Annotated in this window: 21 protein-coding genes; 5 read left to right on the top strand and 16 right to left on the bottom strand. The window is 72.6% G+C overall.

Annotated features, from left to right (window positions below; all coding sequences use genetic code 11):
* The first annotated feature begins 47 nt into the window (after positions 1-47).
* A complete protein-coding gene (locus BMW78_RS13715) occupies positions 48-257 on the top strand; it encodes a hypothetical protein (RefSeq protein ID WP_091760831.1) in 210 nt (69 codons plus the stop codon).
* Here the strand turns inward: BMW78_RS13715 and aroB are convergent.
* From aroB to BMW78_RS13775, 12 genes are all read right to left on the bottom strand, one after another.
* The gene (gene aroB, locus BMW78_RS13720) at positions 254-1,351 is read right to left on the bottom strand and encodes a 3-dehydroquinate synthase (protein WP_091760834.1); all 1,098 of its coding nucleotides are present in this window, start codon (positions 1,349-1,351) and stop codon (positions 254-256) included. The genes BMW78_RS13715 and aroB overlap by 4 nt on opposite strands.
* Positions 1,348-1,890: a shikimate kinase gene (locus BMW78_RS13725; protein WP_425439059.1), complete on the bottom strand. Its 543-nt coding sequence runs from the start codon at positions 1,888-1,890 to the stop codon at positions 1,348-1,350. Before BMW78_RS13725 ends, aroB begins: the two co-directional genes overlap by 4 nt.
* Positions 1,887-3,110, bottom strand: a complete 1,224-nt coding sequence (gene aroC / locus BMW78_RS13730; RefSeq protein WP_091760842.1) for a chorismate synthase — start codon at positions 3,108-3,110, stop codon at positions 1,887-1,889. The genes BMW78_RS13725 and aroC overlap by 4 nt, the downstream gene beginning before the upstream one ends.
* 160 nt (positions 3,111-3,270) lie before the next feature.
* Entirely contained in the window at positions 3,271-5,937 is a 2,667-nt protein-coding gene (ppdK, locus tag BMW78_RS13735; protein WP_091760845.1) for a pyruvate, phosphate dikinase, read from the bottom strand.
* 133 nt (positions 5,938-6,070) lie between these two features.
* Positions 6,071-6,772: a prepilin peptidase gene (locus BMW78_RS13740; RefSeq protein WP_091760848.1), complete on the bottom strand. Its 702-nt coding sequence runs from the start codon at positions 6,770-6,772 to the stop codon at positions 6,071-6,073.
* Positions 6,773-7,633, bottom strand: a complete 861-nt coding sequence (locus BMW78_RS13745; protein WP_245735848.1) for a shikimate dehydrogenase — start codon at positions 7,631-7,633, stop codon at positions 6,773-6,775.
* The gene (mltG, locus tag BMW78_RS13750; RefSeq protein ID WP_091760851.1) at positions 7,627-8,811 is read right to left on the bottom strand and encodes an endolytic transglycosylase MltG; all 1,185 of its coding nucleotides are present in this window, start codon (positions 8,809-8,811) and stop codon (positions 7,627-7,629) included. The genes BMW78_RS13745 and mltG overlap by 7 nt, the downstream gene beginning before the upstream one ends.
* A complete protein-coding gene (gene ruvX, locus BMW78_RS13755; protein WP_245735849.1) occupies positions 8,808-9,335 on the bottom strand; it encodes a Holliday junction resolvase RuvX in 528 nt (175 codons plus the stop codon). The genes mltG and ruvX overlap by 4 nt, the downstream gene beginning before the upstream one ends.
* 7 nt (positions 9,336-9,342) lie before the next feature.
* Positions 9,343-12,036 carry an alanine--tRNA ligase gene (alaS, locus tag BMW78_RS13760; RefSeq protein WP_091760855.1) on the bottom strand — a complete coding sequence of 898 codons (2,694 nt, stop codon included), beginning with the start codon at positions 12,034-12,036 and terminating at the stop codon, positions 9,343-9,345.
* Between the two features lie 110 nt (positions 12,037-12,146).
* Positions 12,147-12,473 (bottom strand): DUF6167 family protein, encoded by a 327-nt coding sequence (locus tag BMW78_RS13765; protein ID WP_177180390.1) that lies wholly within the window; start codon positions 12,471-12,473, stop codon positions 12,147-12,149.
* Positions 12,474-12,478: 5 nt separating this feature from the next.
* Positions 12,479-12,865, bottom strand: a complete 387-nt coding sequence (locus tag BMW78_RS13770; RefSeq protein WP_091760991.1) for a DUF948 domain-containing protein — start codon at positions 12,863-12,865, stop codon at positions 12,479-12,481.
* A gap of 64 nt (positions 12,866-12,929) precedes the next feature.
* Positions 12,930-14,321 (bottom strand): replication-associated recombination protein A, encoded by a 1,392-nt coding sequence (locus BMW78_RS13775; protein WP_245735860.1) that lies wholly within the window; start codon positions 14,319-14,321, stop codon positions 12,930-12,932.
* A 25-nt stretch (positions 14,322-14,346) separates the two neighbouring features.
* Between BMW78_RS13775 and BMW78_RS13780 the strand changes: the two genes are divergently transcribed.
* The 3 genes from BMW78_RS13780 to BMW78_RS13790 all read left to right on the top strand — a co-directional run bounded on the left by BMW78_RS13780 (position 14,347) and on the right by BMW78_RS13790 (position 17,770).
* Entirely contained in the window at positions 14,347-16,554 is a 2,208-nt protein-coding gene (locus BMW78_RS13780; RefSeq protein ID WP_245735850.1) for an MMPL family transporter, read from the top strand.
* Positions 16,551-17,315, top strand: a complete 765-nt coding sequence (locus BMW78_RS13785) for a GNAT family N-acetyltransferase (RefSeq protein ID WP_091760858.1) — start codon at positions 16,551-16,553, stop codon at positions 17,313-17,315. Before BMW78_RS13780 ends, BMW78_RS13785 begins: the two co-directional genes overlap by 4 nt.
* A gap of 101 nt (positions 17,316-17,416) precedes the next feature.
* A complete protein-coding gene (locus tag BMW78_RS13790) occupies positions 17,417-17,770 on the top strand; it encodes a cupin domain-containing protein (RefSeq protein WP_091760861.1) in 354 nt (117 codons plus the stop codon).
* Positions 17,771-17,886: 116 nt separating this feature from the next.
* Here the strand turns inward: BMW78_RS13790 and aspS are convergent, their stop codons facing one another.
* The 4 genes from aspS to BMW78_RS13810 form a co-directional block, all read right to left on the bottom strand.
* Complete coding sequence (aspS, locus tag BMW78_RS13795) at positions 17,887-19,701, bottom strand: aspartate--tRNA ligase (protein ID WP_091760871.1); 1,815 nt, start codon at positions 19,699-19,701, stop codon at positions 17,887-17,889.
* A 107-nt stretch (positions 19,702-19,808) separates the two neighbouring features.
* A complete protein-coding gene (locus BMW78_RS13800; protein ID WP_177180391.1) occupies positions 19,809-20,726 on the bottom strand; it encodes a GerMN domain-containing protein in 918 nt (305 codons plus the stop codon).
* A 172-nt stretch (positions 20,727-20,898) separates the two neighbouring features.
* Positions 20,899-21,309 carry a YchJ family protein gene (locus BMW78_RS13805; protein ID WP_091760878.1) on the bottom strand — a complete coding sequence of 137 codons (411 nt, stop codon included), beginning with the start codon at positions 21,307-21,309 and terminating at the stop codon, positions 20,899-20,901.
* Complete coding sequence (locus BMW78_RS13810; protein WP_177180392.1) at positions 21,306-22,235, bottom strand: LysR family transcriptional regulator; 930 nt, start codon at positions 22,233-22,235, stop codon at positions 21,306-21,308. Before BMW78_RS13810 ends, BMW78_RS13805 begins: the two co-directional genes overlap by 4 nt.
* 96 nt (positions 22,236-22,331) lie before the next feature.
* Here BMW78_RS13810 and BMW78_RS13815 point away from each other — a divergent pair, with 96 nt between their 5' ends.
* Positions 22,332-23,249: an EamA family transporter gene (locus BMW78_RS13815; protein WP_091760881.1), complete on the top strand. Its 918-nt coding sequence runs from the start codon at positions 22,332-22,334 to the stop codon at positions 23,247-23,249.
* The last annotated feature ends 4 nt before the right edge of the window (positions 23,250-23,253 follow it).

Below are 23,253 nucleotides of genomic sequence, written 5' to 3' on the forward strand. Positions count from 1 at the left end.
TCTGGAAGCGTTGGGGCAGATGTCAGCTCCCACCCCCGAGGGATCGCATGAACCTGTCCTGCAGCCCCCGCTGCCTGCACACCGCCCGTGTCCTCGCCGCGGCGCTGATCGGCGCCGTGGGCCTCGCCCTGGCCACCTTTGGCGGCGTCGACACCGACCACGGCACGCCGTCCCTGCTCTGGCCGGTGCCCGCGAGCCACGGCACGGCCCACGTCCCCGACGGCGGTGACGTGCTGGGTGGTGCGGAGCTGCGCTAGAGCGAGACGGCGCGTCCGGTCACGTCGGCGCTGACCTCCGCGTAGGCAGCCTGGAGCAGCGCAGGGTCCGGTCCCTCGAGCCGAGCGGGCCGGGCCAGGCCCTGGAGCACCACGAACCGCAGCATGGACCCCCGGGACTTCTTGTCGCGCTTCATGGCGTCGAGGAGCTGCGGCCACCGGTCACCGCGGTAGGTCGTCGGCAGGCCGAGCCCGCCGAGAACCGAGCGGTGCCGCTCCACCAGCTCGTCGTCGAGCTTGCCCGCGAGGCGGGCCAGCTCGGCGACGTAGACCATGCCGATGCTCACCGCCGCGCCGTGGCGGAAGGCGTAGCGCTCCACCTGCTCGACGGCGTGGCCGAACGTGTGGCCGTAGTTGAGCACCTCGCGCAGCGACGACTCGCGCAGGTCCGCGGCGACGACGTCGGCCTTGACCCGCACGGCGCGTTCGATCAGCTCACGCACATGGGGCCCCTGCGCGGAGCGGGCTCCCTCGAGGTCGGACTCGACGAGGTTCAGGATCACCGGGTCGGCGATGAAGCCGCACTTGACCACCTCCGCCATGCCCGCGACGAAGTCGTGCTGCGGCAGCGTCTCCAGGGTGGTCAGGTCGCACAGCACGCCCGCCGGCGGGTGGAAGGCACCGACGAGGTTCTTGCCCTCCGGGGTGTTGATGCCGGTCTTGCCGCCGACGGCCGCGTCGACCATGCCCAGCAGCGTGGTCGGCACGTGCACGACCCGGATGCCGCGCAGCCAGGTCGCGGCGACGAAGCCGGCGAGGTCGGTGGTCGCTCCCCCGCCGACCGACACGATGGCGTCGGACCGCGTGAAGCCGGCCTGTCCGAGCACGCCCCAGAGGAAAGCGGCCACCTGCGCGGTCTTGGCCTCCTCGGCGTCCGGCACCTCCGCGGCATACGCCTCGAAGCCCTGGGCGACGAGGTCCTCGCGGACCGCCTCGCCGGTGGCGGCGAGTGCCCGCGGGTGGACGATGAGCACGCGCTGCACGCCCTCGCCGACGAGGCCGGGAAGCTCCTGGAGCAGGCCGTTGCCGATGACGACGTCGTAGTCGCCGCCGACGCTGATGCGGGTCGTGGTCATGACTGATCCTCCTGCTGCTCCAGCTCCTGAAGGCGGGCGACGATCTCGTCGACGACGGCGGCCGGCTTGCGGCCCGCGGTGTCGACCCGCAGCGTGGCGAGCCGTTCGTAGGTCGGGCGGCGCTCGTTCATCATCGCGGTCCACTGGGCCCGCGGGTTCACCATGAGCAACGGACGGGTGCGGTCGAACCCGACGCGGCGCGCCGCGTCGGCGATGGTCACGGCGAGGAAGACGACGGTGTGGCCCTTCAGCAGCGCCTGCGTCTGGGGGTCCATGGGCGCCCCTCCCCCGAGCGACAGCACGCCGTCGAAGGCCTCGAGGGCGCGGGCCACCTCCGTGCGCTCGATCGCCCGGAAGTAGGGCTCGCCCTCGTCGATGAAGATCTCGGAGATCGTGCGGTCCTGGGCCTGCTCGATCGCCTCGTCGGTGTCGTGCCACTCGACGTCGAGGCGGGCGGCCAGCCGCTTGGCGACGGTGCTCTTGCCGGCGCCGGGAGGGCCGATCACGACCACGAGCGGTCCGGTCGAGCTGTTGCTCACCACGTGCGCATCGCCTCCGGGATGCTCGCGAGGTATGCCGCGTGGTTGCGGGCCGTCTCGGCGACCGAGTCGCCGCCGAACTTCTCCAGGCACGCCTGCGCGAGAACGAGGGCCACCATGGCCTCGGCGACGACGCCTGCGGCAGGCACGGCGCACACGTCGGAGCGCTGGTGGATCGCCTTGGCGGCCTCGGCGCCGGTGGTGTCGACGGTGTCGAGCGCCCGCGGCACGGTGCTGATCGGCTTCATGGCGGCGCGGACCCGCAGCACGTCACCGGTCGACATGCCGCCCTCGGTGCCGCCGGCCCGGCCGGTGCGGCGGTGGATGGTGCCGGAGTCGTCTCGCTCCATCTCGTCGTGGGCCGCCGAGCCGCGTCGGGCGGCCGTCCGGAAGCCGTCCCCGAGCTCGACCCCCTTGATGGCCTGGATGCCCATCAGGGCGGCCGCGAGCTGGGCGTCGAGGCGGCGGTCCCAGTGCACGTGCGATCCCAGCCCCGGCGGCAGGCCGTAGGCGAGCACCTCGACGACACCCCCGAGGGTGTCGCCGTCCTTCCGGGCGGCCTCGACCTCGGCCACCATCGCGGCCGAGCCGTCGGCGTCGAGGGTGCGCACCGGGTCGGCGTCGAGGCGGTCGACGTCGTCGGGGGTCGGCAGCACCGCGTCGTCGGCGACCCCGGCCGTGCCGATGGCCACCGTGTGAGAGACGAGCCGGATGCCGTAGGCCTGGCGTAGGAACCGGGCGGCGACCTCGCCGAGGGCCACCCGGGCCGCGGTCTCCCGGGCGGAGGCGCGCTCGAGCACCGGTCGTGCGTCGTCGAACCCGTACTTCTGCATGCCGACGAGGTCGGCGTGGCCGGGGCGCGGGCGGGTGAGCGGACGGTTGCGGGCGACCTCCTTCTCGGCGTTCACGTCGTTGGCCGCGGCGAGCGCGTCGGCGCTGACCGGGTCGGCCGACATCACGGTCTGCCACTTGGGCCACTCGGTGTTGCCGATCCGCACCGCCACCGGCGAGCCCATGGTTACGCCATGGCGCACGCCGCCGAGGAACTCGACCTCGTCCTGCTCGAACTTCATGCGCGCGCCGCGGCCGAAGCCGAGGCGGCGGCGGGCCAGCGCGGCGGCGACGTCGGCGGTGGTGACCTCGACACCCGCCGGCAGCCCCTCGATGGTCGCGAGCAGGGCGGGGCCGTGGGACTCACCGGCAGTCAGCCAACGCAGCATGGCCAGAATCCTGCCACGCGGCCTCCGACCGGCTTCGGCCGCGCCCGTCATCTGGGAGGAGCCCGCGGCCCGCGCAAAGCCCAGTCGTGGCCGGTCCTGTCCCTCGCGACCGAAGGTTCGGCCCCCAGGGACAGGACCGGCCACCGTCCGGTGGCGGCGGTCAGCCGGCGCTGGCCCGACCGGCCTCCAGTCGGGCGACCGGCACCCGGAACGGCGAGCACGAGACGTAGTCGAGCCCGACCTCGTCGAAGAAGTGGATGGACTCGGGGTCTCCCCCGTGTTCGCCACACACGCCCAGGTGCAGGTCGGGACGGACGGCACGACCCTTCTCCACGGCATACCGCACCAGGGCACCGACCCCGTCGCGGTCGAGGGTCTCGAACGGCGACACCGGGAAGATCCCCTTGTCGAGGTAGGCACTGAAGAACGAGGACTCGACGTCGTCGCGCGAGAAGCCCCAGGTCATCTGCGTCAGGTCGTTGGTGCCGAACGAGAAGAACTGCGCCGTCTTCGCGATGCTGTCGGCAGCGAGCACCGCGCGGGGCAGCTCGATCATGGTGCCGACCGCGTAGGGCACCTCGAAGCCGGCCTCTTCGTTGACCTCGGCCGCCACCTTCTCGATCTCGGCCCGCACCAGCTCGAACTCCTCGGCTGTGGCCACCAGTGGCACCATGATCTCCGGCCGCGGGTCTCCGCCCGCGGTCATCCGCTCGGCGGCCGCCTCGAGGATGGCACGCGTCTGCATCGCGAACAGGCCGGGCATCGCGATGCCGAGCCGCACGCCGCGCAGGCCGAGCATGGGGTTCTGCTCGTGCATCCGCTTGACCGCCTCGAGCATCTTGTGGTGCTTGCTGTCGGCCTGCCCGGCGTCGTCCTCGTGGGCGACCAGCACGGCGAGGTCGGTCATGTCGGGGAGGAACTCGTGCAGCGGTGGGTCAATGAGCCGCACCGTCACCGGCAGCCCGTCCATGGCCTCGAAGATGCCGAGGAAGTCCTTGCGCTGCAGCGGCAGCAGGGCGTCGAGCGCGGCGTCGTGCTCCTCCTTGGTCTCGGCGATGATGAAGTGCTCGACCAGCTCGCGGCGGTCGCCGAGGAACATGTGCTCGGTGCGGCACAGCCCGATTCCCTGGGCACCGAAGCGGCGGGCCCGCGCGGCGTCGTCGGGGGTGTCCGCGTTGGCGTGCACGCCGAGGCGGCGACGCTTGTCCGCGTGGTCCATGACCCGTGCGACGGCGCGCACCGTGGCTTCGTCGGTGGAGGTGTCGCCCTCGAAGTGCCGCACCACGTGGGAGGCCATGACGGGCACCTCGCCCTGCCACACCTCGCCGGTGGTGCCGTTGATGGAGATGACGTCCCCCTCACTGACCACGGTGCCGTCGGAGGTGGTGAACCGGCGCGCCTTCACGTCGACGTCGAGCGACTCGGCACCGCAGACGCAGGTGCGGCCCATGCCGCGGGCCACGACCGCGGCGTGCGAGGTCTTGCCGCCCCGGCTGGTGAGGATGCCCGTGGCGGCGACCATGCCCTTGAGGTCGTCGGGGTTGGTCTCGCGGCGCACGAGGATCACGTCCTCGCCGCGGGCGGCCCACTCGGCGGCCGTCGTCGAGTCGAAGACCGCCTTGCCCACGGCCGCGCCCGGCGAGGCGTTCATGCCGCGGCCCAGCAGGTGCCGCTCGTGCTCGCTGTTGAACTGCGGGAACATCAGCGTCGCCAGCTGCGCCCCGGTGACGCGCTGCAGGGCCTCGTCCATGTCGATGAGCCCCTCGTCGACCAGCTCGACCGCGATCCGGAAGGCGGCCTGGGCGGTGCGCTTGCCCACCCGGGTCTGCAGCATCCACAGCTTGCCGTGCTCGATCGTGAACTCGATGTCGCACAGGTCGCGGTAGTGGTGCTCGAGGGTCGCCATGATGTCCATCAGCTGGTCGAAGCACGCCTTGTCGATGGTCTCGAGGTCGTGCAGCGGCACGGTGTTGCGGATGCCGGCGACGACGTCCTCGCCCTGGGCGTTCTGCAGGTAGTCGCCGTAGACGCCCTGCGCGCCGGTCGCCGGGTCACGGGTGAAGGCGACGCCGGTGCCCGAGTCCATGCCGCCGTTGCCGAACACCATGGTGCCGACGTTGACGGCGGTGCCGAGGTCGGTCGGGATCCGCTCACGCCGGCGGTAGATCGTCGCGCGCTCGGTGTTCCAGGAGTCGAAGACGGCCCGCACCGCCAGGGCCAGCTGCTCGCGCGGGTCCTGCGGGAAGTCGCGACCGGTGTGCTCGCGGATGGTCCTCTCGTAGGCCCGGGTCAGCTCCCTGAGGTCGTCGGCGGTGAGGTCGAGGTCGCTGCCCGCTCCGCGCTCGGCCTTGAGCCGGTCGATCTCGTCCTCGAACGCGTCCTTGTGCACCCCGAGCACGGTCTCGCCGAACATCGACAGCAGCCGCCGGTAGGAGTCCCAGGCGAAGCGCTCGTTGCCGCCGCTCTGGCGCACGAGGCCCTCGACGGAGCGGTCGTTCAGGCCGATGTTGAGGACCGTGTCCATCATCCCCGGCATGGAGAACTTCGCCCCCGAGCGCACCGAGACCAGCAGCGGGTCGTCGGGGTCGCCGAGCGTGCGGCCCATGGTCTGCTCGAGCAGGGCGAGGTGCCGGTCGATCTCCTCCCCGAGGCTGTCGGGCTCCCGCCCGTCGGCGAGGTAGGCGCGGCACGCCTCGGTGGTGATGGTGAAGCCCGGCGGCACCGGCAGCCCCAGCCGGGTCATCTCGGCGAGGTTCGCGCCCTTGCCCCCGAGCAGGTCCTTCTGGTCCTTGTTGCCCTCAGCGAAGTCGTAGACGTAGCGGCCCATGTCCCGATCATGGCCAGTTCAGGGCGGCCGGGGGAACAGGCCTTTGGCCCCCCGGACTGGTCCCTTCGGCGTAGTCGGAGGAGGCCGGACCGAACTCCACCCAACAGCGGGTGAGGGCTGGTCGGCGGCCGGCTCAGGCGGGGAACAGCTGGTACTCGAACGCCAGCGCCAGCAGCGCGCCGATGATCATGGCCGGCCCGAAGGCGATGTGGGAGCGCAGCCCGGCCCGCTGCGCGACCAGCATGACGATGGCGATCAGGCCGCCGGCGACGAAGCCGGCGAGGAGGCCCAGCAGGGCGGTGCCGAGCCCCAGCCAGCCGAGCACCAGCCCGATGAGGCCCGACAGCTTGACGTCGCCGAAGCCCAGCGAGGCCGGGGACGCCAGCGCCATGAGGAAGTACAGGACGTAGAGCCCGGCCATCGCCAGGAGCGCGTCGCGCATGGGGCGCCAGTCCCCCGCTCCCACCGACGCGCAGGCCAGCAGCACCAGGAGCGCCGGGTAGGCGGGGAGCACCAGGCCGTCGGGCAGGCGGTGCACGTCGACGTCGATCCAGACCAGCGACACCGCGAGCCAGGCGAAGAAGAGGTATGCCGGAAGGGCGGCCCATGCCGCCAGGTCACCGATGCGCCAGGCCAGGAAGCCCCAGAGCAGGGCGAGTGCCGGGGCGGGCCACCAGGGTGCCCGCGGCAGGATGCTGGCCGGCTCGTCGGCCTCGACCCGGTAGCCGCCGGTGCCGAGGGCCCGGCCGGTGACCACCCCCAGCACGCCACCGAGGACGGCGAGGGCCGCGACCACCCACGCTGGGGCGCCGGCCCCGGCAGAGAACGTGAGCACCTAGGCCACCGCCTCGTGGGCAGCGGCGAACATGGCCTCCAGCGGGGCGTCGCGACCGGTCATGAGCCGCACCTGCTCACCGGCCTGGTGCACGAGCATGTCGAGGCCGGAGACGACGTCGAGCCCTGCCGCGGCGGCGGCCCGGGCGAGCGGGGTGGGCCAGTCGGCGTAGACGACGTCGAGCAGCGTGCCGTGCAGGCGGCGGCCGGCCAGCACCTCGGCCGCGGCGCTGCCCGCCCCGGTGGGCAGGGTGCTGACCACCAGTGCCGGGGTGTCGCCGGCGCCGGTCGCCTCGGCCCAGTGGGCCAGCGGCACCTGCTCGACCTCGACGCCGAGGTCGGCGGCCGTGCGGAGCGTGGCGGGACGCGCCTCGGCGCGCACCGCGAGCCGGACCTGGCGGACCCCCAGCCGGGCCAGGGCGGCGACGGCGGAGCGCGCCGTCGCCCCGGAGCCGAGCACGGTCGCCGAGGTGGGGACCGAGGCGGCCGCGGCGGGGCCGGCGAGGGCGGCCACGATGCCGTGCACGTCGGTGTTGTGGGCGTCCCACTCCCCCGTCGCCCGGCGCACCAGCGTGTTCACCGCTCCGGTGGCCAGTGCCATGGGCGAAACGTCCGCCGCCACCTCGAAGGCCACCTCCTTCAGCGGCATGGTGAGGCTCAGGCCGCGCCACGTCTCGTCCAACCCGGCCACGAACGGGAGGAAGGCCTCCTCGTCGACCTCGTGGGCGGCATACCGCCACTGCGTGAGGCCGAGGGCGTCGTAGGCGGCGCGGTGCAGCACCGGCGAGAGGGAGTGCCCGATCGGCGAACCGAGCACGGCCGCGTTCAGCACCCCCTCGTCTGCCACCGGCTCGGTCAGCACTTGCCCGCGTGGTCGCGGCACCACTTGTTGAAGAGGTTGACGTTGGCCTGGTGCTCCGCCGTGGTCGTCGCGAAGCGGGTCTCACCGGTGGCCGGGTTGACCGTCACGAAGAACAACCACGGTCCCGGGGCGGGGTGCGCGGCCGCCGCGATGGACGCGGCACCCGGGCTGTTGATTGGTCCCGGGGGCAGACCCTGGTGCCGGTAGGTGTTGTAGGGGCTGGTGCTCGCCCGGTCGGCGTTGGTGGTACCTGCCTTGCCGCGCTTCTTCACGGCGTAGTGGACGGTGGAGTCCATCTGCAGGAAGCCCCGGGTGGGGCCGGACTTCTGCGTGAGGCGGTTCTCGATGACGCGGGCCACCTTCGGGCGGTCGGCCTTGCCGTTGACCTCGCCCTCGACGATGGAGGCCACGATCATGGTGCGCTCCATGTCCTGTTCGGACACCCCCGCCTGGGAGAGCTCGGCCACGGTCTTGTCGACCATGGTGGTCAGCTGCTCGCGGGCGGTCGACTTGGCCGGGAACTCGTACGTCGCCGGGAAGAGGTAGCCCTCGAGGTTGCCCTTGGCGGACGCCGGCAGCCCGAGCGAGGCGGTGTCCTTGGCGGCGAGCTGGTACTCCTTGATCGGGATGCCGGTCGACTTCGACAGGCGCGCGAGGATCTCCGAGAGCCACAGCCCCTCGGGGATGGTCACCTTGGGCACGGTGCGGTTCTTCGGGTTCACCAGGATGGCCAGCGCGTCCTTGGCCGCCATCTGCTTCTTGAGCGTGTACGTGCCCGGCTGGATCGAGGCCGACCGGGTGTCGGCGGACGCGGCGTCGAGGAACGCCTTGGACGACTTGACCACGTCGGCCTTCTCCAGCGAGACGCCGATCGCCCGACCCGTGTCGCCGTCGTTGACGGTCACCTGCACCTGCCCCGACCCGGGGCCGGGGTAGTCGTTGCTCGCGGTCAGCTGCTGGACGACGGGCCACAGGGCGCGGTAGGCGCCGTAGACGGCGCCCCCGACGATGGCGATCGCCAGCAGCAGCACCAGGAAGCGGCGACGGCGGCGGGCGGGGCGACGGCGCGCGCGGTGCCGGCGCAGCTGCGGCTCGGGTGGCGGCACACTGCCCTGACGGCGCGGGTCGTGGGTCTCGTCGGCACCGAAGATCGAGTGCTCCAGATGGGGCTCGGTCATCGACGCCTGTCCTTCGTCCGGGGCTTGCGCCCGTCTGGCCTGACCAGCTCACCGGGCGGTCGCCCGGAGCCGCGCTCCGCGTCGAGGGCCGCCTGGAGGATCAGCACGGCGGCGGCCTGGTCGACCACCGCGCGCTGGCGCCGCCCGGCGACGCCGCTCTCGCGGAGCGAACGGTGGGCGTCGACCGTGGTCAGCCGCTCGTCGACGAGCCGGACCGGCACGGGGGCGACGCGCACCGCCAGCCGACGAGCATACTGGCGCGCCAGCACCGCGGCGGGACCCTCGTCGCCCGCGAGTGTCCGGGGCAGGCCCACGACGACCTCCAGCGCGGAGGCCTCCGCGACGAAGGCGGCCACCTCCTCGATGTCGGCAGGGACGCCGGCACCGCTGTCAGGGGCAGGGGTGTCGGCGTCACGGGCGACCGTGCGCACCGGTGTGGCGAGCAGCCCTGACGGGTCGCTGGCGGCCAGGCCGACGCGGACCGAGCCCACGTCGACGCCGACCCGCACACCGGTGCGCGTCACGGGCGGGTCACCCGGCGGCTGCCGCGACCTCGGCGTCGACGCGACCGAGTGCCTCCCCGGTCCTGGTCACGTCGGTGCCGCCCCCCTGGGCGAGGTCGTCCTTGCCGCCACCGCCGCCACCCAGCGTCTGGGCGGCGACGCGCACCAGCGCGCCGGCCTTGACGCCGCGCTCGCGGGCCGGGGCGTTGGTCGCCACGACGACCACGGGCCGGCCCTTGGCGACGCCGGTGAGGGCGACCACCGTCGGGGCACTGTCGCCCATGCGGTGGCGCAGGTCGAGCGCCATGGTGCGCAGGTCGTCGGCGCCGGCGCCCTCGCCCGCGTCGTGGGTCAGCACGCGGATGCCGCGCACGTCACGGGTGTAGTCGAGCAGCTTGCCGACCTGCGCCATGACCTGCTCCTGGCGCATCTTCTCCAGCTCGCGCTCGGCGTCCTTGACCCGCACCAGCAGCGCGGCGACGCGGTCCTTGAGCTCACCCGGCTGCACCTTGACCAGGTCGGTCAGCTCGGCCACGAGCGCCCGTTCCTTGGCCAGGAACCGCAGGGCGTCCATCCCGACGAACGCCTCGAGGCGACGCACGCCCGAGCCGACGGACGACTCGCCCGTCACGGTGAGCGCGTTGATCTGGGAGGAGTGCTGCACGTGCGTGCCACCGCAGAGCTCGCGCGACCACGGGCCGCCGATCTCGACGACCCGGACCTGCTCGTCGTAGGTCTCGCCGAACAGCGCCAGCGCGCCCCACTCCCGGGCCTGCGGCAGCGACATCCAGTGCGCGGAGACCGGCAGGTCCTTGCGCACCGCGAGGTTGGCGACCTCCTCGATCTCGCTGCGGGTCTCCGGCGACAGGGCCTGGCCCCACGCGAAGTCGAGGCGCAGGTAGCCCGGCTTGTTGTAGGAACCGGACTGCAGGGCCGACGGGCCGAGCACCTGGCGCAGGGCAGCGTGCACCACGTGGGTGCCCGAGTGCGCCTGGCAGGCCGAGATGCGCCACTCGGGGTCGACCTCGGCGATGACCTCGGCGCCGGGGCGCACCGCCCCGTCGAGCACCTCGACGGTGTGGGCGATCAGGCCCTTGACCGGACGCTGGACGTCGAGCACCTTCAGGCGGGCGCCGTCGGCGGTGATGATGCCCGCGTCGGCGATCTGGCCACCGGACTCGGCGTAGAACGGCGTGCGGTCGAGGACCACCTGGCCGCGCTGGCCGGGCTCGAGCTCCTCGACGAGGTCGCCGTCGCGCACGAGGCCGACGACGTTGGCCTCGCTGGTCAGCTCGACGTAGGCGCGGAAGTCCGTCGCGCCGCTCTCGCGCAGCTTCTTCCAGACCTCGGTGTTGGCGTGGCCGGCCTTCTTCGCCTTCGCGTCGGCCTTGGCCCGGTCGCGCTGCTCCTGCATCAGCGTGCGGAAGCCCTCGCGGTCGACCTCGAGGCCCTGCTCGGCCGCCATCTCCAGCGTCAGGTCGATGGGGAAGCCGTAGGTGTCGTGCAGCGAGAACGCCTCGCTGCCCTCGAGCCGGGTCCCACCGGCGGCCTTGGTCTTCGCGACGGCGGTGTCGAGGATGGTGGTCCCCGCGGCGAGGGTGCGCCGGAAGGCCTCCTCCTCGGCATACGCGATCTGGGAGATCCGGCCGAACCCGCTCTTCAGCTCCGGGTAGGAGTTGCTCATCCGCTCCATGGAGACCGGCAGCAGGTGCGGCAGGCTCGGCTCGTCGAAGCCGAGCAGGCGCATCGAGCGCACCGCGCGGCGCAGCATGCGGCGCAGCACGTAGCCGCGGCCCTCGTTGCCGGGCGTGACGCCGTCGCCGATGAGCATGAGCGAGGAGCGGATGTGGTCGGCGACGACGCGCAGCCGCACGTCGTCGGGGTGGCTGTGGGCGGCGTCGTGGCCGGACTGCGCGCCGTAGCGCTTGCCGGTCATCTCCGCGGCCTTCTCCAGCACCGGGTAGACCTCGTCGATCTCGTACATGTTGTCGACGCCCTGGAGGATCGACGCGATGCGCTCGAGGCCCATGCCGGTGTCGATGTTCTTCTTCGGCAGGTCGCCGGAGATGTCGAAGTCGACCTTCGTGCGCACGTCGCTGAGCGAGGACTGCATGAAGACGAGGTTCCAGACCTCCATGAACCGGTCCTCGTCGACGGCCGGGCCGCCGTCGAGGCCGTACTCGGGGCCGCGGTCGACGAAGATCTCCGAGCACGGGCCGCCCGGACCGGCCACACCCATGTGCCAGTAGTTGTCGGCCAGCCCGCGGCGCACGACGCGCTCCTTGGGGATGCCGGTGAGCTGCACCCACAGGTCGGCGGCCTCGTCGTCGTCCTCGTAGACGGTGGCCCACAGCTTGTCGGGCTCGATGCCGTAGCCCCCCTGCCCCTGTGGGATGGTCAGCAGCTCCCAGGCCATCTCGATGGCGCCGGCCTTGAAGTAGTCGCCGAAGGAGAAGTTGCCGTTCATCTGGAAGAACGTGCCGTGCCGGCTGGTCTTGCCGACCTCCTCGATGTCGCCCGTGCGGACACACTTCTGCACCGAGGTGGCGCGGTCCCACGGCGGCGTCTGCTGCCCCAGGAAGTACGGCTTGAACGGCACCATGCCTGCGTTGACGAACAGCAGGTTGGGGTCGTCGTAGATGAGTGGTGCGGACGGGACGACGGAGTGTCCCTTGCTCTCGAAGAAGGAGAGCCAACGGCGCCTGATCTCGGCGGTTTCCATGGGTGTCAGATCCTTGGGTGCATGCTCACGCGGGCATGACGATGGTACGTGCAGGGACAGTGGTCGGCGGCGGGGCGCAGCCTCGGCCCGTCAACGGGGGCGGCCGGCCCCTAGCGAGCTCGCGTGTCGAACCGGCCGGTGGGGTCCTCGATGAGGCGCCGAGCCGTCTCGGCGTCGAGGCGGGCGGCGTGCCCGCCCAGCGTCTCACTGCCGGTGCCGTCGGTGCCGGCGTCGATGCCGAGGGCGAGGCGCAGCTGCTCCTCGCGCTCGGACATGCCCTCGCGGACCGCGTCGGCGAGCTCGCGGAGCCCGTCGGCGAAGTCCGAGAGACCGTGCGCGACCCCGGTCGGGGTGTAGGCCTCGGCGGCCTTGGTGACCTTGCGGACGGCGTAGACCCCGGCGGCGGCGCCGAGGGCGACCCAGAACAGGCGTGCCATGGCGATCAGCCCCTGCGCCGACGGCCGCGGGTGCTCCGGCCCGTGCGGGCCGAGCCGGCGAGCGCCGAGCGCACGCCGTAGGTGAAGGCGGCGACCTTGACCACCGGCGAGCCGAGCGTGGCCGCGAAGAGGGAGGTCAGGGCGCTCGCGTTGGTGGTGATGGCGGAGACGTTGGTCGTGATGCCGTCGACGCGGCTGAGCTGCTCGTTGGTGAGCGTCACGGTGTCGGTGAGCTTGATGAGGGTGGGCTGGACGTTCTCGGTGGTGCTGCGCACGCTGATGCGCGTCTCGTCGAGGATCTTGCCCGCCTTCCCGATCACGCTGCCGAGGCGGAACACGAGGAACGCGAACGCCAGGGCCGCGATCATTCCGGCGATGTCGCCCAAACTCACATCCATGAGGGGCAACCCTACCCGTACGGCGGGCGCCCGCTCTCCGGAGATCTCGGCGTGTTCCTCAGCCGCGTCCGAGCCGCGTCTTCAGCCAGGCCCACCGGGAGGCGAGCCGCTCCTCGAAGCCCCGCCCGGTCGGCCGGTAGTAGTCGGTGGTGCCGTGCAGCCCGTCGGGCAGGTACTGCTGCTCCGCGACTCCGTCCGGGGCGTCGTGGGCGTACTGGTAGCCCTTGCCGTGCCCGAGCCGGGCCGCACCGGCATACCCGCTGCCGCGCAGGTGCGCGGGCACCGGCCCGCCGCGTCCGGCGCGGATGTCGGCGATGGCCTCGTTGATGCCGAGGTATGCCGCGTTGCTCTTGGGGGCGAGCGCGTTGTGGACCACCGCCTGGGCCAGGATGATCCGGGCCTCGGGCATCCCGATCTGGGCGACGGCGTGCATCGCGGCGACGGACGTCTGGAGGGCGGTGGGGTCGGCCATGCCGACGTCCTCGCTGGCGGCGATGACGATGCGGCGGGCGATGAAGCGCGGGTCCTCCCCCGCCTCCAGCATCCGGGCGAGGTAGTGCAGGGCGGCGTCGACGTCGGAGCCGCGCATCGACTTGATGAGCGCCGAGGCGACGTCGTAGTGCTGGTCGCCGGTGCGGTCGTAGCGCACCGACGCGAACGCCACCGCCTGCTCGACGTGGGCGAGCGTGATCGGCACGGGTCCCTCGTCCGGCGACCCGGGCGGTACGTCGTCGAGCGCGACGCCGGCGGCCGCCTCCAGCGAGGTGAGGGCCCGGCGGGCGTCACCACCGGCGATGCGCACCAGGTGCGCGACGGCGTCGTCGGCGAGGGCGAACCCGCCCTCCAGACCACGCTCGTCGGCCACCGCGGAGGTCAGCACGTCGGCGACCTCCTCGTCCGAGAGCGGCCCCAGCGTGACGAGCATGGAGCGAGAGAGCAGCGGGGCGATGACCGAGAAGGACGGGTTCTCCGTCGTCGCCGCCACGAGGATGACCTGGCGGTTCTCGACGCCGGGGAGCAGCCCGTCCTGCTGGGCCTTGGTGAACCGGTGGATCTCGTCGAGGAACAGCACGGTCTGCCGGTCGTAGAGGTCGCGGTCGCGGGCGGCCTGCTCCATGACGGCGCGCACGTCCTTGACCCCGGCCGTGACCGCGCTCAGCTCGACGAACCGGCGGTCGGCGGCGGTGGCCACGAGGTGGGCGAGCGTCGTCTTGCCCGTGCCCGGAGGGCCCCAGATGATCGCCGACAGCGGCCCGGCCGTGCCCCCGGAGCCCTCGATCAGCCGGCGCAGCGGGCTGCCCGGCCGCAGCACGTCGGACTGGCCGCGCACCTCCTCCAGCGACCGCGGGCGCATCCGCACCGCCAGCGGCGGCAGCGTCGCGTCGGAACCGCCGCCACCGTCGCGGCGCTGCGCCGTCGACGAGGCGAACAGGTCGTCACCAGCCTCGATACCCACGAGTGGCAGGCTATCCCCCGTGACCGACCTCCACCCCGACCGCCGGAGCTCGGCGCTCTCCCACCTCGGCGCGACGATGGCGCGCCACCCGAAGACGGTCCTGGTCGTGTGGCTGCTGGCGGTGGTGGCCTCGTTCGGCAGCGCGCTCGGCGTCTTCACGCAGGAGTCGCTCTTCGACCGGCTGCACTCGGGCGAGCCGAGCGTCAGCGGTGAGAACCAGCAGGGCCGCGACCTGCTGAGCAAGGCGGGACAGGCCGCCACCGACCAGTACATGGCCCAGGTCTCGGGCGTGGACGCGAGCTCCCCCGACGTGGCCCGGGCGGCCGGGGCGGCAGCCAAGCGGATCGCCGGCATCAAGGGCGTGCAGAGCGTGGGGATGCCGTACGTCGTGCCGCAGGGCGTGCAGAGCCCGCAGGCGAAGGTCTTCTTCAAGGACGAGAACCCGGCCTCCGACGGGTTCCTGACCGTGGTCACGCTCGACCCGAAGCTCAGCTCCGCCCAGGGGACGCAGGTGCGCGAGCAGGTCGACCGCGAGCTCGCCACGATGGCCAAGGCCCTGCCGGGGTCGACCGTCGAGACCGGTGGGCTCTCCGAGCTGATCAGCTCCATCACGGGGCAGGTCGAGAAGGACCTGCGCACCGGCGAGGGTGTGGCCCTGCCGGTCAGCTTCCTCATCATGGTGCTCGTCTTCGGTGGGTTCGTCGCCGCCGGCATGCCGGTCACCGGCGCCATCGCGGCCATCGGTGGGGCACTGGCCTCGCTGCTGGGCTTCTCCTACCTCATCGACCTCGACGCCACCGTGGTCAACGTCGTCACCGTGCTCGGGCTCGGCCTCTGCATCGACTACGGGCTGCTGACCGTCAGCCGGTTCCGGGAGGAGCTGCGGGCCCGCGCCCAGGGCATGCCGGCCAAGGACATCCCCCGCGAGATGATCATCGAGGCGACCGCCCGCACGGTCGACTCGGCGGGCCGCACGGTGATCTTCTCGGGGCTCACCGTCGCCATCTCACTCGGCGGCCTGCTCGTCTTCGAGGCCCAGATCATGCGCGCCATCGGCTCCGCGGCCCTCTCCGTCGTGCTCGTCGCGATCCTGGTGGCGGTCACGCTCATCCCCGCGCTGGCGGCCCTGGGCGCCCGGCGGTTGCTGAGGCGGGGCACCGAGCAGGCGCCCGAGCACGGCGTCTTCTCCCGGCTCGCCACCTGGGTGCACGGCCGCCCAGTGCCGATCATCGTGGGCGTCCTGGCCCTCCTCATCTTCCTCGCCCTGCCGGTGCTCGACCTGCGCCTGACCTCCTCCGGCAAGGAGCTGCTGCCGAAGGGGGCCACGCAGCGGGTCTTCTTCGAGGACCTCGCCAGCCACTACCCCACCCTCAACGGCCCGGACCTGCGGGTCGTCGCCCAGACCACTCCGGAGAAGGCAGCCGCCTACGCCGCGGACCTGCCGAAGCTGAACGGCCGGGTCGTGCGCGGCACCCCCGAGAAGGTCAACGAGAACCTGAGCACCATCGGGGTCGACGTGCCCGGCGGACCGCTCGGCGACGACGCCCGCGAGATGGTGCGCCTGCTGCAGGACCACCGCCCGGACTTCCCGACCTACGTGGTGGGCCAGGCCTCGGGGCTGCAGGACTTCACCGACTCGATGTTCGCGCGGGCCGGACCCGCGTTCGCCCTGGTGGCGCTCGCGACGCTGGTGCTGCTGTTCCTCATGACCGGCTCGGTGGTCATCCCGGTCAAGGCGCTGCTGATCAACGTCGTGTCGCTGGGCGCCAGCCTCGGTGTGCTGGTCTGGATCTTCCAGCGGGGCCACCTCGAAGGGCTGCTCCGCTTCGACTCGGTCGGGGCGCTGGAGTCGATGATCCCGTTGCTGATCCTCGCCTTCGGCTTCGGGCTGTCGATGGACTACGAGGTCTTCCTGCTCTCGCGCATCGTCGAGCTGCACGAGCGCGGCTACAGCAACGACGACGCCGTCGTCATGGGGCTGCAGCGCTCCGGACGCATCATCACGTCCGCGGCGCTGCTGGTCGTCATCGTCTTCTCCGGCTTCGTCGCCGGCCAGCTGCTCGTCATCAAGCAGACCGGCGTGGGCCTGGCCGTCGCGGTGCTCATCGACGCCACCCTCGTGCGCATGCTCCTCGTGCCCGCCACCATGGCCGTCCTCGGTGACTGGAACTGGTGGGCGCCCGCGCGGCTGCGGCGGCTGCACGCCCGGTTCGGGATCACCGAGTGAGCCCCCGCACGGGCCTGCGCGAGCTCGGGACCCACGCCGAGCTGCTGCAGGCGGCGGGAGACAGCGCCTTCATCCGCTACGACATCCCCCAGCCGCTGGAGCAGCCGGCGTACGCCCTCGGCGACGCGGTGGCGCTCCCCCGCCAGACCCACACGCGCCGGCTCGGCCTGCTCGTCCTCGGCCCACCCGACGACGCCGGTGCGCTCGTCGGAGCCATGGCCGACGCGGGCCTGCACCCCGCCGACCTCACGGGCGTCACCGTGCAGCGTGGCGCACTGCCCGCCGTGGCCGCCCACCTCCCGGTGGCCGACGGCAACGAGTGGGAGTGGATGTATGCCGTGGCCGCGCCCCCGCGCGTAGCCGCCGAGGACCGCCTCGTCCCCCTCTCCGAGGAGGACCTCCCCGACATCACCGCTCTCCTCGCCGAGGCCAACCCTCGCACCGACGCCGAGCCGTTCGAGCGCCCCGGGCAGCAGTGGGTCGGTGTGCGCGACGACGCCGGACGCCTCGTGGCCTGCGGGGCGCGCGAGCCCAACCTCGCCGGCTTCCCGCTGCTCCTGGGCATCACGGTGCACGCCGACGAGCGCGGCACTCGCCTCGGCCTGGCCGTCACTGCCCACCTGACCCGCGCGGCCGTGGCCGACGAGGGCGTGTGCACCCTGGGCATGTACTCCGACAACGAGGTCGCGCGGCGGGTCTACCACGGCCTCGGCTACACCGGCGACCACCTCTGGTCGAGCCGCCGGCTCGCTGCCGGCTGATCGTCCGGGCAGGCTCGCTGACGCCTGAGCGTCGTCCGGCGCGGATGGCCTGCGCCAGACGGCGGAGGCGGTCGGACGGGCCCGGGCGTAGCCTCCGCGACATGCGCGACCTCGACCCCGTGGTGACGAACGGCGACCTCTACCGGGTGGTCTTCGAGAACGAGCGGGTGCGGGTGCTGGAGTACCACGACCGACCCGGGGAACGGACCACGCCGCACGCCCACCCCGACAGCGTGATGTACACGCTGACGGACTTCCGGCGCAGGCTCGAAGGCGCCGGCGCCTCCCGCGACGTGCACATGGCCGCCGGCACCGTCGGCTGGCTGCCCGCGCAGGAGCACAGCGGCGAGAACATCGGCGACACCGAGACGCACGTGATCTTCGTGGAGCTGAAGGACGCCGCTCCGGCGCCGCCCGGCGGCATACCCGCCCTTGGTCCCGACCAGGGCGGCTGACCTGCCGGTTCCGGCGTCGAGCGGGGGGCACTGACGCGTGAGGGGCCCGAGAGGCACCGGACCCACATGGGTTCTGGTGCTTCTCGGGCCCCTCAGCGCGTCTCAGGCGCTCGGCGTCAGGCGCCCTGCCCGTCCGGGTTCGCGTCCGGCTTCTGCTCCGGCTTGGCGTCGACGCCGGCCTCCTTGCGCTGCTCCGGGGTGATCGGGGCCGGCGCGTCGGTCAGCGGGTCGTAGCCGCCACCGGACTTCGGGAAGGCGATGACGTCGCGGATGCTGTCGTAGCCGCCGAGCAGCATGACGATCCGGTCCCAGCCGAAGGCGATGCCGCCGTGCGGCGGGGCGCCGAACTTGAAGGCGTCGAGCAGGAAGCCGAACTTCTCCTGCGCCTCCGCCTCTCCCAGGCCCATGACCTCGAAGACCCGCTCCTGGATGTCGCGGCGGTGGATACGGATCGAGCCGCCGCCGATCTCGTTGCCGTTGCAGACCATGTCGTAGGCGTAGGCCAGCGCGGCACCGGGGTCGCTGTCGAAGGTGTCCTCGAACTCCTTCTTCGGCGAGGTGAACGCGTGGTGCACCGCCGTCCAGGCGCTGTAGCCGAGCGCCACGTCACCCGAGGCGGTGGCCTCGGCGGTGGGCTCGAACATGGGGGCGTCGAGCACCCACAGGAACGACCAGGCGTCCTCGTCGATGAGGTCGCAGCGCTTGCCTATCTCGAGGCGCGCGGCACCGAGCAGGGCCCGCGAGGCCTTGGTGGCGCCGGCGGCGAAGAAGACGCAGTCGCCCGGCTGGGCGCCGACGTGCGCGGCGAGGCCGTCGCGCTCGGTGTCGGTGAGGTTCTTGGCGACCGGGCCGCCGAGCGTGCCGTCCTCCTGCACCAGCACGTAGGCCAGTCCGCGGGCGCCGCGCTGCTTGGCCCACTCCTGCCAGGCGTCGAGCTGCTTGCGCGGCTGCGAGGCCCCGCCGGGCATGACGACGGCCCCGACGTACTCCTGCTGGAAGACGCGGAAGGTGGTGTCCTTGAAGAACTCGGTGCACTCGACCAGCTCCAGGCCGAAGCGCAGGTCGGGCTTGTCGGTGCCGAAGCGGCGCATCGCCTCGTGGTAGGTCATCCGCTCGAACGGCGTCTTGAGGTCGACGTCGATGAGCTTCCACAGGGCGGTGACGACCGCCTCGCCGAGCTCGAGCACGTCGTCCTGCTCGACGAAGGACATCTCGATGTCGAGCTGGGTGAACTCCGGCTGCCGGTCGGCGCGGAAGTCCTCGTCGCGGTAGCAGCGGGCGATCTGGTAGTACCGCTCCATCCCCGCGACCATGAGCAGCTGCTTGAACAGCTGCGGGCTCTGCGGCAGGGCGTACCAGCTGCCCGGTGCCAGGCGTGCCGGCACGAGGAAGTCGCGGGCACCCTCGGGCGTCGAGCGGGTCAGCGTCGGCGTCTCGATCTCGACGAAGTCGCGCTCGGCGAGCACGCCGCGGGCGGCTGCGTTGACCTTCGAGCGCAGCCGCAGGGCGTGGCCGGCCGAACCGCTGCCGGGGCGGCGCAGGTCGAGGTAGCGGTGCTTGAGCCGGGCCTCCTCGCCCACCGTGACCCGCTCGTCGATCTGGAAGGGCAGCGGGGCGCTCTCGTTGAGTACCTCGATGGTCGAGGCGATGACCTCGATCTCACCGGTCGGCAGGTCGGGGTTGGCGTTGCCCTCCGGTCGGTTCCGGACCTCGCCGACCACCTTGACGACGTACTCGTTGCGCAGGTCGTGGGCGTCGCCCTCGGTCAGCACCTCGTCGCGCACGACGACCTGGGCGACGCCGGAGGCGTCCCGCAGATCGAGGAACGCCACTCCGCCGTGATCGCGCCGACGGGCCACCCAGCCCGTGAGCGTGACGGTCTGGCCGGAGTGGTCGGCACGCAGCGTGCCGGCCTCATGGGTGCGGAGCACGAGAGGATCCTTTGTGGTCGGGGGTGTGGGACAACCCGCCCATCCTACGGAAGCCCGCACCCCGCACACGAACCGCAGCCGGTATGCCGCGTTGGCGCCGAAGCGCCTCACCGCACCGTGAACGCCTTGGTGTCCCACAGCTGCAACGTCGCGTCACGACCGTTGTCGTTGTACGCCCGCAGCTCGTAGCTGCCCGCAGGGAGCCGCATCGTCGTCTGCGCGGTGGCGAAGCCGCCCATCATGGTCGTCAGGGCGGTCGAGGCGACCTCGGTGCCCCCGCGGAAGACCCTCAGCGGGACGTTCCCCTCGAAGCCGGTGCCGTAGACCCGGACCACCACCGGCGACGAGACCGTCGCGCCCTGCTCCGGCGCGAGGATCCAGACGTTGGCCACGGTGTCCAGCGCCGGGGCGCGCGCCTGCGGGGCCGACAGGTCGAGGTGCCCGGACGGCGGCACGCGGCGGTTCACGGTGACCTGCACCCGCGTGACCGACGGGTCGGCCGCGGTGGCCGTGTAGACCAGCTGCTGCACGGCGGCCGCCTCGAAGCCGGAGCCGAGGTTGGTGGCCCACCTCGACAGGTCGACGGCGAGGGTGGCGGGGCCGGTGCGGTTTACCGACACGACCTTCGTCGAGGACGGCCACAGCGTGCGGTAGTCGGGGTCGACCGCACGGCCGGTGACCATCTCCGTCAGAGCCGTCGTCACGGTGTCGCCGGTGCGGGTCACCCGGTGGAACTCGCGGTAGAGCCGCGGCCCGACCCCGGGCACGTCGACGACGTAGTAGACGGGTACGGTCGCCTGGCCGGCCGCCGGTGCCGAGGACGACGTGGACGATGTCGATGACGGCGACGACGCCGACGACGAGGACGTCATCGGCGCACTGCTGGTCGGTGCGGTCGTCGACCCGCTGCTCGTGGGGGCCGCGGTCGTGCTCCCGCCCGGAGCCGCCGAGCCGCCGCGGTCACGGCCGCCGAACAGGACCACGCCAACGACCACGAGGGCCAGTGCGGTGACTGCCGCGACCACGGGCCACAGCCATCGTCGCCGTGCGCCTCCCGCTCCTCCGCCGCTGCCCGGTGTGACAGGTGACTGGCCGGCCGACATCGTGGTGCACCACCTCAGGCTCAGCCGTGGCACCGCTGCCACGGCACCGTCCCCCTGCACCCCGTCGACGCGCCAGCGGGCCGGGCGGTTGACGTCAGCCGACGACGCCGTCGAGGTAGAACCAGCGGCCGCCGCGCCGGACGAAGCGGCTCCGCTCGTGCAGCTGCCCGCGGCGCCCGTCCTCCCGGTGGTGCGCGGTGAACTCGACCTCGCCCTCGCTGTCGCCCCTGCCGCCACCGGTGGTGTCGAGCACCTCGAGACGCACCCACTCCAGGGCGGTGTCGAGATCGATCGTGGCCGGCCGCGTCCGCGGGTGCCACGTGGCCAGCAGGTAGTCGGACAGGCCGAGGGCGAAGGCCGCGTAGCGGCTGCGCATGAGCGCCTCGGCCGTCTCGGCCACCGCCTCGCCGCGGTGCAACGGCCCGCAGCACGCGTCGTAGGTCGCGCCCGACCCGCACGCACACGGCTGCGGGCCGGAGGCCTTCCCGAAGGCGCCGGCAGTCACCGGTGGGTCATCCCCTGTGGTCCCATCGCCGCGCCAGCCTCCTCCTGCAGCACCTCGAGCACGGCGTTGACGGCTGGGCTCGCGCCCATCGTGCGCCGCCACGCCGCACTGACCGTGCGGGTCGGGACGGGGTCGTGCACAGGCAGCGCCACGACGCTGTCCGGGAGCGGGCCCCGGCCGAGCCGCGGGACGAGCGCCACCGCGAGACCCTCCGCGGCCAGCGCCACGTGCGAGGCGAACTCCTGCGCGTAGTGGCCGATCCGGGGCGCGCGGCCGATGTCGTGGAACATCTTCGTGAGCCACTGGTGACAGATCGACCCGGCAGCCACGCTGACCCAGGTCTCGTCGGCGAGATCAAGGGCGCTGACGCCCGTCGTGCCGGCGAGCCGGTGGTCGCGGTGCACGAGCACGTCGGCGACATCGGTCCCGAGGACCCTGAGCTGGACGTGGTCGGGCACGTGGAGCGGCAACGGCTCCCAGTTGTGCACCACGGCGACATCGACCTGGCCCCCGGCGACCAGCTGCACGGCATCCCAGGGCTCGGCCTCCCGTTGTGCCACGGCCACGTCGGGAGCGACGTCCCGCAGGCGGCCCAGGGCCGGTGCCACCACCCCCCGGGCTGCTGTGGCGAAGGTCGCCAACCGCACCCGGCCGGCAGGTCGCCGCACGGTGGACTGCAGCTGGGTCTCGATCTGCTCCATCTGCGCGAGCAGGTCGCGCGCCGAGGCCGCCAGCAGCCGCCCGGCCTCGGTGAGCATGACTCCGCGGCCGTACTTCTCGAGCAGCGCCACGCCCGCCTGGCCCTCGAGCTTCTTGACCTGCTGCGAGACGGCACTGGCGGTGTAGCCCAGGGAGTCCGCCGCCGCCGCGACCGACCCCAACCGCTCCACCGCCACCAGCGAGCGCAGTGCGACCGCGTCAATCATGCAGGAATGCTACATGGATCGCCGCAGAATCCTTCGCTGGTTCTACAGGGTTCGCGCTGCCACGCTGGTGGTCCCACCCCCTTCCGAGAGGCGCTCATGTCCCGGCGCGACGCAACCCTCGCCACCCTGGTGGCCGTCATCTGGGGTGCCAACTTCCTGGCCATCGACCGTGGGCTGGCCGCGGTGCCACCGCTGCTCTTCGTGGCGCTGCGCTTCCTCCTCGTCTGCTTCCCCGCGGTGTTCCTCGTGCCCCGCCCAGACATCCCCTGGCGGGTCGTGCTGCTCATCGGCCTGACCATGAGCCTGGGGCAGTTCGGCCTCGTCTACCTCGCGATGCACCTGGGGATGCCGACCGGGCTGACCCCCTTGGTCCTGCAGTCCCAGGTGCTGTTCACCGTGGTCTTCGCCGGACTGGCGCTGCGAGAGCACCCCAGCGGGTGGCAACGGGTCGGTGTGGGGATCGGCGCCGTGGGCCTGGTCGTGGTCGCGCTCGGCAGGAGCGCCACGGCTCCCCTGCTGCCGCTGCTCCTCGTCGTCGGGGCCGCGATGTCGTGGGCGGCCGGCAACGTGCTGGCTCGGCGGGCCCGGTCCGCCTCGGGCGTGTCACTGGTCGTCTGGTCCGGCCTGGTGGTGCCGCTGCCGATGCTCGGGCTGTCGGTGGTCTTCGAGGGCCCACACGCGCTGGGCTCGCTCGTGACGTCACCCGACCTCGTGGCCGTCGCCTGCGCGCTGTTCACCGCCTACGTGTCGTCACTGCTCGGCTACGGCATCTGGAACAGCCTGCTGCGGCGGCACCCTGCGGCCGCCGTGGTGCCGTTCACCATGCTGGTGCCGGTGGTCGGCATGGCCGCCGCCTGGCTGGTGCTCGGCGAGGTGCCGTCGCCGCTCGAGGCCGCCGGCGGGGCGCTCCTTCTGGCAGGGGTGGCGACGACTGCGCTCATGCAGCGGCGCCGGTCCAGGGTTGCCGAGGCAGCACAGCAGGCCGGGAGCCTCCTGGAGCGGTCGCCCGCCTGAGGTC

The sequence above is a fragment of the Pedococcus cremeus genome, from assembly GCF_900111375.1.
Taxonomy (GTDB): Bacteria; Actinomycetota; Actinomycetes; order Actinomycetales; family Dermatophilaceae; genus Pedococcus_A; species Pedococcus_A cremeus.